Genomic DNA, 12,441 nt, shown 5'->3' on the forward strand with positions numbered 1-12,441 from the left:
GGTGCTGCCCGCGACGGGCGGCGGCGCGCTGCGGCGTGCCTGTGCCGGTTGCGCAAACGGCGAAACCAGCGGGTCGCGCGGCGCGGAGAAGCCGCGCGGCGTGACCGCGGCCGTCGATGCGAGTGTGGCGGCTGCTGCCATCGGACGCACGCCCGCCGCGCTCATGGGTGAAATCGGCGGCGAAATCGCGGACGAGAGCGGGGCGGCGGCAGTGGCAGCCGGGGCCGCCGCGGGGATCGGAGCGGTGCGCCGCATCGGCGGGCTGCCTGCTGCGCCGGCAAGCGCCGCGCCACCTGACGGAGCACCGCCGAACGGAGTGCCGCCGATGTCGGCCAATGCCTGGCGGCGCGTGTCGGTGGAGAAACCGGCTGGCGGGGTCGCCAGCGTCGCACCGTTCGCAGCCGTTGCCGGGCTGCGGCGGGCGTCGGCCAGTTGGCCGTCGCGCAGCCAGCCGGCCGGAGCGGTCGGTTCGGAGCGCGCCCATGCGGCGGCGGGGCTCGGCTCCGGCGACGCGAAATCCGGTTCGGTGCGCCACGGCGAGGCACTGCCACGCGTCCCGCCATGTGCCGCGAATGCGCCATCGGTGTTCCGCGCTGTCGCGCTCGCGGTGGCGCTTGCCACACCGGCGGCACTCGCCCCGGCGGTGGTCGCCGCGCGTTTGCCCGGCATCTGCGGACGCCATACAGTTGGGCGTTTGCGGCGTGCGCCGTCGAGCGGCTCGGCAAAGCCGCCTGCACCAGGGGTGCCGCTTGCGTTGCTTGAGCCCATGCCAGGCGCCGTGCCCGAGGACGTCCTGCTCCCAAGCCCCAGGCCGTTGCCAAGGCCGCTAGCCAGCTTGCCGAGGTTTCCCAAACCGCTCAGCCCATTCGAACCCGAGCGCGCCGCGCCTTGCGGCTGTGCGGCGTCCTGTCTGGATGCGCGGCGGCTGCGGCGTTCATCGTCGTCTGGGTTGGACGGGCGGATATTGAGCCCGAGACCGAGCGAGACGTCGGCCCACGCGAAGAAGTCGCGCCAGCGGAAATCGATGAGCCAGGGCAGGCTCACGAACAGCAGCGCCGCCATCGCAAGCGGCGCGGCGGTGTGCCCGATCAGCTTGCCGAGCCCGCCCGCGAGCGCGTGCCCGAGCGCATCGAAGCCGTCGATGTTCAGAAGCGTGGCTTCGAGCGTGCAGCTCGCCAGCAGCACGCAGACAAAACCGAGCCAAAGCCGGATCGTGCCGGGGCCGCGCAAGCCCGCGCCGCCAGGCAGCACCGACTTCACGAGACGCCAGATCAGAGGGACGAACCAGATGGCGGATAAGCCGAACCAGCCAGGGACTACCGTGTGCATGCCAGAGATCAACGCTTAAGAGATGTGCAACGTGTCGAGTGTAACCGCCAAGCCCTTGGGCACTGCAATGCGCGTTGCCGCGCCGCAACCGGCGCGGCCGTGCCGGCGCCGGGCGAGTGTGCTGCAAGCCCGGCACGCAGGGCTATGAGCGGGGTGGGCTTCAGGAGGAAACCGCGCCGGAAACCGTGCGGAGCTCAGCGGGGAGAAAACCGAGGGCCATGAGTTAGTGTGCCAAGCCATGCGCCAGGCGCGTGAGACCGCGCGCCAGAGAGAGCCGCGCCGTTCGAGCGCGCGGCTGCTGGACGGCGCGACGCCTCACTTGCTCGGCTTCGCGGGCGTGGCGGCGGAGGCGGACGCCCCCGACGGCGCGCTTGCAGGTGCACCGGCGGCAGCGGGCGCACTCGCTTGGGCGAACGTCATGCGATCGCCGTTTTCGAGCACGACGAGGAGTGCCTGCGGTTCGCGCATTTGCACGCCCGAACGCTGGATGTGCGCGAGCGCGTCGAGATACGGGCCTTCGATTTCGCCGCCCTTGCCGGAGCATGCCATCAGCGTTCCCGCGAGCCGGCCAAACGAGAGCAGCCCGTTCTTGAGCGAGTAGCTGCCCATGTAGCGATTGCAGCCCGAGAAGCCGCTTGCATGGCGCTGGCCGCTGGCAGTCGAGAGGTCGAGCGTGATGGGCCGCGCGGGCGGAGCATCAGGGGCGCCGCTGTCGGTGCTCGCGCCCGGCACCGCGCGCTGCGTGCCGTCGGCGCGTTTCCATTCGACGAGTTGCCAATGCGTGTTGTCGAGCAATTCCGTCGTTGCGGGATTGAACGGGTCGGGCGGCGCTACGGACGTGTCCTGGTGAACCGGCAGCTTGCAGGCGGCAAGCAGGAGCGCAGCCGCAGCGGCGGCCGCGAACGGCGCGGTGTATGACACACGCGAGGCGAGCAGGCGCGCAATCTTGCGTGCGGCGGGGCGTGTGCTCGAGCGGTGGGGCATCGCATCGTTCCTTATAACTGGCGAAGGCGTAAGCGTAACGCACCAAGGGGCCGCATGCGAGCGCAAAGGCTCGCTAAAGATTTACAAAAGCCTGGTAAAAGCCTGGTTCGCGCGCCCGGTCGAGGCGCGCGTGGAACCTGCGTGGAACCTATTTCTCGCGCAATGCGCGCTCAATTCACGTTTGGTTCACACACAGGTGGCGCGAGACCGGGCACGGGGTGTTAACATCGGCGCTCCCTCGCATTCGCATCCCTTGAAGCGCGCGAATCACACGCCGCCTCACGCTCATTCCTGGAGACATCATGCAGACCGGCACTCGCATCGGCACGCCGCTTTCCGCTTCCGCCACCCGTGTCATGCTGCTCGGCGCCGGCGAACTCGGCAAGGAAGTGATCATCGCGCTGCAGCGCCTCGGCGTCGAAGTGATCGCCGTCGACCGCTACGAAAACGCGCCCGGCCATCAGGTCGCGCATCGCGCCCACGTCATCGACATGGCCGATCCCAAGGCGCTGCGCGCGCTGATCGACGCCGAGCGTCCGCACCTCGTCGTGCCCGAGATCGAGGCCATCGCCACCGATGCGCTGGCGGCCGTCGAAGCCGAGGGCGCAGCCGTGGTGATCCCCACCGCGCGCGCCGCGCAGCTCACCATGAACCGCGAAGGCATCCGGCGTCTCGCCGCCGAGGAACTGGGCTTGCCGACCTCGCCTTACGCATTTGCCGATTCGCTCGACGAACTCAAGGCCGGCATCGCCAAGGTTGGCTACCCGTGCGTGGTGAAGCCGGTGATGTCGTCCTCGGGCAAGGGACAGTCGGTGCTCAAGAGCGACGCCGATGTCGAACGTGCCTGGCAGTACGCGCTCGCAGGCGGGCGCGTGAATCATGGCCGCGTGATCGTCGAGGGCTTTATCGACTTCGAATACGAAATCACTCAGCTCACCGTGCGTGCGAACGACCCGGCGAGCGGCGCTGTGCAGACGTACTTCTGCGACCCGATCGGCCACCGCCAGGTGGACGGCGATTACGTGGAGTCGTGGCAGCCGCAGCCGATGAGCCCGAAGGCGCTCGAGCGCTCGCGCGAGGTCGCGCACAAGGTGACCGAGGCGCTGGGCGGGCGTGGCCTGTTCGGCGTCGAGTTGTTCGTGCGCGGCGATGACGTCTGGTTCTCGGAAGTGAGCCCGCGTCCGCACGACACGGGGCTTGTCACGCTCGCGTCGCAGCGCTTCTCCGAGTTCGAACTGCATGCGCGCGCGATTCTCGGGCTGCCCGTCGATACGACGGCGCGCGGGCCGGGCGCATCGGCGGTGATTTACGGCGGCATGGATGAGCGTGGCATCGCCTTCGAAGGCGTGGCGGAAGCACTGGCCGTGCCGGGCGCGGACCTGCGGCTGTTCGGCAAGCCCGAGAGCTTCGCGAAGCGCCGCATGGGCGTCGCGCTCGCGACCGGCGCCGACATCGACGAAGCCCGCTCGCGCGCACGCGCCGCGGCCTCGGCGGTGCGCCCGGTGCCGGGGAGCGTGTCGTAACAAGCGCTGGCTTGGCGACGCCGTGTCGATCTATCGCATTCGTGCTGACGGCGCGCCGCCAGATAATCGCCGTTTTGCCGTGCGGCGTGTGCCGCCGTCGTGGATGGCTGGCCACGCACGGGGCGTGGCAACGCCCACCGGGTTATCGTGTCTGCAAATTGCAGGAAGGTCGGAATGATGAAGTCGATCGCGTTGTGGTGGCCGCGCGGGTTGTTGATGATGATGTGCGCCTTTGCGCTCTCGGGTTGCGGCCTCGCTGCCGCGCCGTGCCGCGTGGTGTCGGCGGGCTTGAAGATCGTGCCGTTGGTCGGGCACGTGGCCGCGGCGCCCACCGACGCATGCGCCGACGTGATCGACCCCTGACCCGTGATGCATGCGCAGCGAAGCAACACGGTAACTCACTACGTCGGCACCGCGCGCTGGTCCAACCGAGTATTGGGAGAACACGCCATGATCCGTGGACGCAACGCCGCCCACCGTCTTGCCACCCGCCTTCGCACGCTGCGCCGGCTCGCCGCCAGCGTGTTCGCGCTCGCGGTCCTCGGCGCCGGTGCGAGCCTCGCGGCGCCTGCCGCGCAGGCTGCCTCGCTCGACGTGCGGGAGATCCAGGTTCAGCCTCGCCATACGTACAGCTATACCTGCGCGGACGGTAAGACCTTCAAGGTCACCTATATCAACGGCTCTAACGGGCAGAGCTTCGCGCTCGTTCCGGTCGGGGGCCGCAGGTTGCTCTTTGTCGGCGTGATTGCCGCGTCGGGCGTGAAATACGTCGCCGACCGCTATACCTGGTGGACCAAGGGTCCCGGCGCCGACCTCTACGACGACATGTCCGAAGCCAGTCCCAAGCCCGTCGTTTCCGGTTGCGCCACGATCATGCGCTAGGGCCGCCCGGCGCTCTCCACCCGCGCCATTCCGGTGTCGGGCGTTGCAGAAGCCGGCCCACCCGGCCATAGGGATTTATGCCAAGGTGTTACAATACCGGCCTTTCGCCGAATTGCGCCTGCCCTCGGGGCGGGTTCTGGCCGGCGACGGGGCAGCTGCCACGCCCGTGAGCACCGGGACCCGGCAGACGCCCAGGCGTTGCGACATCGACTGAAGCAGCCGGGCGCCCCGGCTGGCAACAAGGGAACGAGCGGGTCGAGCGCGGCCGTGCAGCCGGCGCTCCCTGCATACCGCGATGGGTTGACTCGACGGCGTTTCCGCGAATCTGCCTGGCATCTTTCGCGAGCCGTCCGCTGGACGGCCAACGCGGCCGCTGCGGCCCCGCAAGCTCAGTAACCCAGTACGCTCGTCCAGTTTGCCCGCACTTTTCGAAGCAATCCGGCAGTACCCTGCAGTGAATATTTGAGGCGCATCGCGCCTCGTGCGCACAGCGCCTTTATAGCGAAGCCATCATGTCCGACACAGCCGTCACGCCCAGCACCGAGACCTTCGATCAGTTCGGCCTCGCGCCCGAGATCCTCAAGGCGATCCAGGAGCAGGGCTACACGACGCCCACGCCCATTCAGGCGCAAGCCATTCCCGTGGTCCTCACGGGCCGCGACGTGATGGGCGCCGCGCAGACCGGCACCGGCAAGACCGCGAGCTTTTCGCTGCCGATCATTCAGCGCCTGCTGCCGCTGGCGAGCACGAGCGCCTCGCCCGCGCGCCATCCGGTGCGCGCGCTGATCCTCACGCCCACGCGCGAGCTGGCCGACCAGGTCGCCAACAACGTGCGCACCTACGCGCAGCACACGGCGCTGCGTAGCTCGGTGGTGTTCGGCGGCGTCGACATGAATCCGCAATCGGACGAACTGCGCCGCGGCGTGGAAATCCTGATCGCGACGCCTGGCCGCCTGCTCGACCACGTGCAGCAGAAGACCACGAATCTGGGCCAGGTCCAGATGCTGGTGCTCGACGAAGCCGACCGCATGCTCGACATGGGCTTCCTGCCGGATCTCCAGCGCATCTTGAATCTGCTGCCGAAAGAGCGCCAGACGCTGCTGTTCTCGGCCACCTTTTCGGGCGAGATCAAGAAGCTTGCTGCCACTTATCTGCGCACGCCGCAGACCATTGAGGTCGCGCGCAGCAACTCGACGGCTACCAACGTCACGCAGGTCGTCTACGAAGTCGCCGAAGGCGACAAGACGGGCGCCGTCGTGCAGCTGATCCGCGAGCGCAGCCTGAAGCAGGTGATCGTGTTCTGCAACAGCAAGATCGGCGCGAGCCGTCTCGCGCGCCAGATCGAAAAGCAGGGCATCGTGGCCGCCGCGATTCACGGCGACCGCTCGCAAAACGAACGCATGCAGGCGCTTGACGCGTTCAAGCGCGGCGAGATCGAGGCGCTGGTGGCGACCGACGTGGCCGCGCGCGGCCTCGACATCGCCGAGTTGCCGGCGGTGATCAACTTCGACCTGCCGTTCAACGCCGAAGACTACGTGCACCGTATCGGCCGCACGGGCCGCGCTGGCGCCTCGGGCGACGCGCTCTCGCTGTGCAGCCCGAGCGAGAGGAAGCAGCTCGCCGACATCGAAAAGCTGATCAAGCGTCCGTTGACCGTTGAGCGTCTCGTGGTCGACACGCCGGTCGCGCATCACGAAGGCGGCAGCCGCCGCCGCGAGCGCGACGGGCGCGGCGATGGTCACGAGGGCCGCGAAGGCCGTGGCGAGCGCGTCGGCCACCGTCGCCCCGGTGCTTACGAGCGGCCGCATCATCATCGCCAGTCGCAGCCCGTCGACGACTTTTTCCTGAAGCCCTACGAGCCGTCGCCGAGCGCGCGCAGCGCAGCCGAAGAAAAGCCCGCGCCCGCCGCGTCGCAAAAGCAGAAGCAGCCGCTTGCGGCGCTGCTTGGTGGCTTGGGTTCGGCGTGGCGTAACAAGCCGACCTCGTCTTCGTCGTCCTGAGGCTTGAGGCGCGCGGGGCTTCGGCTTCCGCGCAATGAAAAAAGCGGCGTGCCAGTTTCGACCGGCACGCCGCTTTTGCATTTCTGTCCGCAATCGTGGGCTATGCGCTCACTGGGCCACTAATTGCGCGAGGCGGCGTTTCCAGGCATCGATCGCATCGGCCTGAAAGGCTTCGAGCGTCGTGGGCGCCGGGTTGCGCAGTTCGAGCCCGAGATGACGCGCGGCGGCCAGCAGCGCCTCGAGTGGCCGCTCGGCGTCGAGCGCCTGCGCGCCGGTCTGCTTCGAGAGCTTTTCGCCTTCCTCGTTGGTGACGACGGGCACGTGCAGATACGCGGGCGTGGGCACGGCGAGGCACTGCTGGAGCCAGATCTGGCGCGCCGTGGAGTCGAGCAGGTCCGCGCCGCGCACGACGTGGGTGATGTTCTGCGCAGCGTCGTCCACCACCACGGCGAGTTGATACGCCCACTGGCCGTCCGCGCGCAGGAGCACGAAATCGCCGACTTCGGTCGCCAGATCCTGTTCCTGCGGCCCTTGCCAGCGGTCGTCGAAGCGGATCAGCGCGGGATTGACCGCAGCCTCGGGCGCATCGTCCGGCACGCGCAGACGCCACGCGCGCGCGGGCTTGCCGTGCAGGCCCGCGCGGCAGGTGCCGGGGTAGATCAATGTGGTGTTGCGCCGGTGCGCGTGCAGTTGCGAATCGGCGATTTCCTTGCGCGTGCAGCCGCACGGATACACGTGGCCCGCGGCGATCAACTGATCGAGCGCCGCGCGATAAAGGTCGAGGCGCTGGCTTTGCCATTGCGGCGGCTCGTCGGCGTGAAAGCCGAAACGTTCGAGCGTCGCGAGAATGTCCTCGGCGGCGCCGGGGACGGTGCGCGGGCCGTCGATGTCCTCCACGCGCACGAGCCATGCGCCGTCATGTGCACGCGCGTCGAGCCAGCTTGCGAGCGCCGAGACGAGCGAGCCGAAATGCAGCGGCCCGGTGGGCGAGGGCGCGAAGCGCCCGCGATACCCCTGATGGGTTCGAGCCGGTGCGCTCACGCGCGGCAATGTCACGCAGCGTGTGCCGGCGTGGCTTCGGCCGTAGTTTGAGGGCGCTCCGGATGACATTCCGGGCAGCTCTTGCCCACGACGTAAAGCGGCGAAGCCTGCCCGGCGGGCGAGACGACCGCGCGGCACGCGAAGCATTGCACGGTGTCGGTCGCTTCGAGCTGCGGGTTGAGCGCGGTGCGCTGATCGAACACGAAGCAGTCGCCGTTGTAGTGCGCGCCGCCCACTTCCTCGAAATACTTGAGAATGCCGCCTTCGAGCTGATAAACGTGCTCGATCCCCACTTCCTTCATGTGGATCGCGGCCTTTTCGCAGCGAATGCCGCCCGTGCAGAACGACACCACGGTCTTGCCTTCGAGATCGGCGCGATTCGCTTCAATCACGCCCGGGAATTCGCTGAACTTGTCGATGCGGTAGTCGAGCGCCTGCTCGAACGTACCGACGTCGATTTCGAACGCATTGCGTGTGTCCAGCATGACGACCGGGCGGCCTTCGTCGTCGAAGCCGCGGTCCAGCCACGCCTTGAGCACGACCGGCGCGACCGACGGCGCGCGGCCTTCCTCGGGGCGGATCGCGGGCTTCTTCATGGTGATGATCTCGCGCTTCAGACGCACGAGCATGCGGTTGAAGGGGCGTTCTTCCGAGAAGCTTTCCTTGAACTGCAGGGTCGCGAATTTGCCCTCGAACAGCGGATCGTGGTTGATGTAGTCCATGAAGGCGCGCACGTTGCCTTCATCGCCCGCGACGAACAGATTGATGCCTTCCGGTGCGAGCAGGATGGTGCCCCGCAAATCGAGCGACTTGCAGCGTTCGAGCACGAGCGGACGCCATTCGGCGGTCTTGTCGAGTGTCGCGAACTGGTAGGCGGAGAGATTGAGAATGCGCATGGCCAACTTGAGAACCTGAATCAGACAGACCCGCTGTGCGGCGGGCGTAATCCGCTATTATCCCTCAACCGCGCGTTGCAGGCCGACAGCGCGACTTGATGGCGCGCAGGGCCTTATCCGCATGGCCGGCACGCCGCCCCACGCGTGGATGGCGGCAAAAATCGCCGGACCGTAGAGGTACAATGACGCCCATGTCAGATCCCCGCTTCGTCCATCTCCGCGTCCACTCCGAATTCTCGATTGCCGACGGCATCGTGCGCCTCGACGACCTCGTCAAGGCGGCGGCCAAGGACGGCCAGGGCGCGCTTGCGCTCACCGACCTCGGCAATGCATTCGGCCTCGTCCGTTTCTACTCGGAAGCCCGTGGCAAAGGGGTCAAACCCATTGCCGGCTGCGACGTCTGGATCATGAATCCGGACGACCGCGATAAACCTTCGCGCCTGCTATTGCTCGTGAAGGACAAACGCGGTTACCTCAATCTCTGCGAACTGCTTTCCAAGGCGTGGCTCACGAATCAATATCGTGGGCGCGCGGAAGTCGATGTCGCGTGGCTCGAAAACGGGCTGGGCGAAGGACTGCTCGCGATCTCGGGAGCACAGCAGGGCGACGTGGGCCTCGCGCTCGCCGCGGGCAACGCCGAAAGCGCGAAGCGTCATGCGCAGCGCTGGGCGAAGCTGTTCCCGAACGGCTATTACATCGAGTTGCAGCGTTGCGGCCAGCCTGGCGCCGAGCAATACATCGAGCAGGCTGTGGCGATTGCGGCGGAACTGAAGCTGCCGGTGGTGGCCACGCACCCGATGCAGTTCATGACCGATGAGGAATACACAGCGCACGAAGCGCGCGTGTGCATCTCGGAGGGCGACATTCTCGCGAATCCGCGCCGCCAGAAGCGCTTCACGACCGACCAGCGGTTTCGCACCCAGGACGAAATGGCCGCGCTGTTCGCGGACATTCCCTCGGCCGTCGCGAACACCATCGAAATCGCGCGCCGCTGCAACCTCACGCTCGAACTCGGCAAGCCGAAGCTGCCGCTCTTTCCGACGCCCGATGGCATGTCGCTTGACGACTACCTCGTGCAGCTTTCGAAGGAAGGCCTGGAGAAGCGCCTTGTGCAGCTTTATCCGGATGAGGCCGAGCGCGAGAACGAACGCGCGCGCTATTACGAGCGTCTGGATTTCGAGTGCGGAACCATCATCAAGATGGGCTTTCCGGGCTACTTCCTGATCGTCGCGGACTTCATCAACTGGGCCAAGAACAACGGTGTGCCGGTGGGGCCGGGTCGTGGCTCGGGCGCGGGCTCGCTGGTCGCGTACGCGCTCGGCATTACCGATCTCGATCCGCTGCGCTACAACCTGCTGTTCGAGCGCTTCCTGAATCCGGAACGCGTCTCGATGCCCGACTTCGACATCGACTTCTGCCAGCACGGGCGCGACCGTGTCATTCAGTACGTGAAGGAGAAGTACGGCGCCGATGCGGTCTCGCAGATCGCCACCTTCGGCACCATGGCCGCGAAGGCGGCGGTGCGCGACATCGGCCGCGTGCTCGATCTCGGCTACAACTTCACCGACGGCGTGGCCAAGCTCATTCCGTTCAAGCCGGGCAAGCACGTCACCATCGCCGACGCGATGAAGGAAGAGCCGCTGCTGCAAGAGCGCTACGACAACGAAGACGAAGTGCACCAGCTGCTCGACCTCGCGCAGCTCGTCGAAGGTCTCACGCGTAACGTCGGCATGCACGCGGGCGGCGTGCTGATCGCGCCGGGCAAGCTCACCGACTTCTGCCCGCTCTACACCCAGGGCGACGAAAGCGGCGTCGTGAGCCAGTACGACAAGGACGACGTGGAAGCCGTCGGCCTCGTGAAGTTCGACTTTCTGGGCCTGACCACGCTCACGATTCTCGACTGGGCCGAGCGCTATATCCGCATGCTCGATCCGTCGAAGAAGGACTGGTCGCTCGCCCAGGTGCCGCTCGACGACGCGCCGTCGTTCCAGATCCTCAAGAAGGCCAATACGGTCGCCGTGTTCCAGCTGGAAAGCCGCGGCATGCAGGGCATGCTGAAGGACGCCCAGCCCGACCGCTTCGAAGACATCATCGCGCTGGTGGCCTTGTACCGTCCGGGCCCGATGGACCTGATCCCGAGCTTCTGCGCGCGTAAGCACGGCCGCGAGGTGGTGGAGTATCCCGATCCGCGCGTCGAACCTGTTCTGAAAGAGACCTACGGCATCATGGTCTACCAGGAGCAGGTGATGCAGATGGCGCAGATCATCGGCGGCTACTCGCTCGGCGGCGCTGACCTGTTGCGCCGCGCGATGGGCAAGAAGAAGCCCGAGGAAATGGCCCAGCACCGCGAGATTTTCGCGGAAGGCGCGGCCAAGAACGGCCTCACGCGCGAGAAAGCCGACGAGACCTTCGACTTGATGGAGAAGTTCGCGGGCTACGGCTTCAACAAGTCGCACGCGGCCGCTTACGCGCTGCTCGCGTATCACACGGCGTGGCTCAAGGCGCACCATCCGGCCGAATTCATGGCGGCCAATATGTCGCTCGCCATGGACGACACCGACAAGGTGAAGATCCTGTTCGAGGACTGCGCCACCAACGGTTTGAAGGTGCTGCCGCCGGACGTGAACGCCTCAGCGTATCGTTTCGAGCCGGTGGCCGATGCCCATGTGGCCGAAGGCAAGCGCTCGCGCACGATCCGCTACGGCCTTGGCGCGATCAAGGGCAGCGGCCAGAACGCTATCGAACAAGTCTTGCGCGCGCGTAAAGAGGGCGGGCTTTTCAAGGACCTGTTCGACTTTTGCGAGCGTATCGACCGCCGCCTCGTGAACCGCCGCACGATCGAGGCGATGATCCGCGCGGGCGCGTTCGATACGATGCACGCGAATCGCGCGCAATTGCTCGCCTCGGTGCCGATGGCGATGGAGGCCGCCGACCAGGCGAGCGCCAACGCCATGCAGGCTGGCCTCTTCGACATGGGCGACGCGCCGCTGGCCGCGCACGAACTCGTGGACGAACCCGCCTGGGGCGACAAGCGCAGATTGCAGGAAGAGAAGGGCGCGCTCGGCTTCTATCTGTCGGGCCACCTGTTCGACGCCTACAAGGACGAAGTGCGCCGTTTCGTGCGCCAGAAGATCGGCGATCTCAAGGAAGGGCGCGACAAGCTAGTCGCGGGCGTGATCGCCTCGCTGCGCACGCAGATGACCCAGCGCGGCAAGATGCTGATCGCGCTGCTCGACGACGGCACCGGCCAATGCGAAGTGACGGTGTTCAACGAGCAATACGAGGCGCACAAGGCGCTCTTCAAGGAAGACGAACTGCTGGTCGTGCAGGGCGGGGCGCGCAACGACGCGTTCACGGGCGGCATCCGCTTCACGGTGGATACCGTGATGGATTTGGAGCGCGCTCGCAGCCGCTACGCGCAGGCCGTGAAGGTGCAGATGAACGGCAATGCCAACGCGCTCGCGCTGCGCTCGGTGCTCGAAGCGCATCGCGCGAAACCCGACGATTCACTGCCCGCGCCGGTGGTGGAAACGCGCGGACGTGGCGGGCGCGATGGTGGCGGCTACGGTGGAGGCCGGGGCCGCGAGCGCGAGCAGGTGGTTATTCCGAACGGCCTCGCGGTACAGATCGTCTATAGCAACGAACGCGCGCAAGGTGAGGTGCGTCTGGGCGACGCCTGGCGCGTGAAGCCCACCGACGACCTCATCGCCGCGCTGCGCGGCGAGTTTGCCGGCAGTTCCATCGAAATCGTCTACTGACGATGTCTTTCCAGGCAGCGCGAGCGGC

General features: G+C 66.9%; 8 protein-coding genes and 1 pseudogene. 5 read left to right on the forward strand and 4 right to left on the reverse strand.

From position 1 onward, the window contains the following. Both HV773_RS05990 and HV773_RS05995 read right to left on the reverse strand, forming a co-directional pair. A pseudogene (locus tag HV773_RS05990) lies at nt 1-1,329 on the reverse strand (DNA translocase FtsK 4TM domain-containing protein); the annotation flags it as partial. A 315-nt stretch (nt 1,330-1,644) separates the two neighbouring features. After that, complete coding sequence (locus tag HV773_RS05995) at nt 1,645-2,313, reverse strand: META domain-containing protein (RefSeq protein WP_129561542.1); 669 nt, start codon at nt 2,311-2,313, stop codon at nt 1,645-1,647. 302 nt (nt 2,314-2,615) lie between these two features. On the opposite strand from HV773_RS05995, the gene purT reads away from it, so the two are divergent. From purT to HV773_RS06015, 4 genes are all read left to right on the forward strand, one after another. Then, a complete protein-coding gene (gene purT, locus HV773_RS06000; RefSeq protein WP_129561543.1) occupies nt 2,616-3,836 on the forward strand; it encodes a formate-dependent phosphoribosylglycinamide formyltransferase in 1,221 nt (406 codons plus the stop codon). A 216-nt stretch (nt 3,837-4,052) separates the two neighbouring features. Then, nucleotides 4,053-4,199: a DUF6726 family protein gene (locus HV773_RS06005; protein WP_377731201.1), complete on the forward strand. Its 147-nt coding sequence runs from the start codon at nt 4,053-4,055 to the stop codon at nt 4,197-4,199. A gap of 87 nt (nt 4,200-4,286) precedes the next feature. Further along, entirely contained in the window at nt 4,287-4,718 is a 432-nt protein-coding gene (locus tag HV773_RS06010; protein WP_129561545.1) for an MliC family protein, read from the forward strand. A gap of 512 nt (nt 4,719-5,230) precedes the next feature. Beyond that, the gene (locus HV773_RS06015) at nt 5,231-6,718 is read left to right on the forward strand and encodes a DEAD/DEAH box helicase (RefSeq protein WP_129561546.1); all 1,488 of its coding nucleotides are present in this window, start codon (nt 5,231-5,233) and stop codon (nt 6,716-6,718) included. Between the two features lie 108 nt (nt 6,719-6,826). Here the strand turns inward: HV773_RS06015 and gluQRS are convergent, their stop codons facing one another. Next, nucleotides 6,827-7,774 carry a tRNA glutamyl-Q(34) synthetase GluQRS gene (gene gluQRS / locus HV773_RS06020; RefSeq protein ID WP_227875368.1) on the reverse strand — a complete coding sequence of 316 codons (948 nt, stop codon included), beginning with the start codon at nt 7,772-7,774 and terminating at the stop codon, nt 6,827-6,829. Beyond that, a complete protein-coding gene (locus HV773_RS06025; protein ID WP_227875369.1) occupies nt 7,771-8,655 on the reverse strand; it encodes a sulfurtransferase in 885 nt (294 codons plus the stop codon). The genes gluQRS and HV773_RS06025 overlap by 4 nt, the downstream gene beginning before the upstream one ends. Before the next feature lie 182 nt (nt 8,656-8,837). Here HV773_RS06025 and dnaE point away from each other — a divergent pair, with 182 nt between their 5' ends. After that, on the forward strand, nt 8,838-12,413 hold the full coding sequence (gene dnaE, locus HV773_RS06030) for a DNA polymerase III subunit alpha (protein ID WP_129561548.1): 3,576 nt from the start codon (nt 8,838-8,840) through the stop codon (nt 12,411-12,413). Nucleotides 12,414-12,441 lie beyond the last annotated feature (28 nt).

The sequence above is a fragment of the Paraburkholderia caffeinitolerans genome, from assembly GCF_902859945.1.
GTDB classification, from domain to species: Bacteria; Pseudomonadota; Gammaproteobacteria; order Burkholderiales; family Burkholderiaceae; genus Paraburkholderia; species Paraburkholderia caffeinitolerans.

Bases quoted from the DNA above. Each gene is read 5' to 3' on its own strand.
- HV773_RS06010 (WP_129561545.1), top strand. From the start codon at position 4,287: ATGATCCGTGGACGCAACGCCGCCCACCGTCTTGCCACCCGCCTTCGC.
- purT (WP_129561543.1), top strand. From the start codon at position 2,616: ATGCAGACCGGCACTCGCATCGGCACGCCGCTTTCCGCTTCCGCCACC.
- dnaE (WP_129561548.1), top strand. From the start codon at position 8,838: ATGACGCCCATGTCAGATCCCCGCTTCGTCCATCTCCGCGTCCACTCC.
- HV773_RS06005 (WP_377731201.1), top strand. From the start codon at position 4,053: ATGATGATGTGCGCCTTTGCGCTCTCGGGTTGCGGCCTCGCTGCCGCG.
- HV773_RS06025 (WP_227875369.1), bottom strand. From the start codon at position 8,655: ATGCGCATTCTCAATCTCTCCGCCTACCAGTTCGCGACACTCGACAAG.
- HV773_RS05995 (WP_129561542.1), bottom strand. From the start codon at position 2,313: ATGCCCCACCGCTCGAGCACACGCCCCGCCGCACGCAAGATTGCGCGC.
- HV773_RS06015 (WP_129561546.1), top strand. From the start codon at position 5,231: ATGTCCGACACAGCCGTCACGCCCAGCACCGAGACCTTCGATCAGTTC.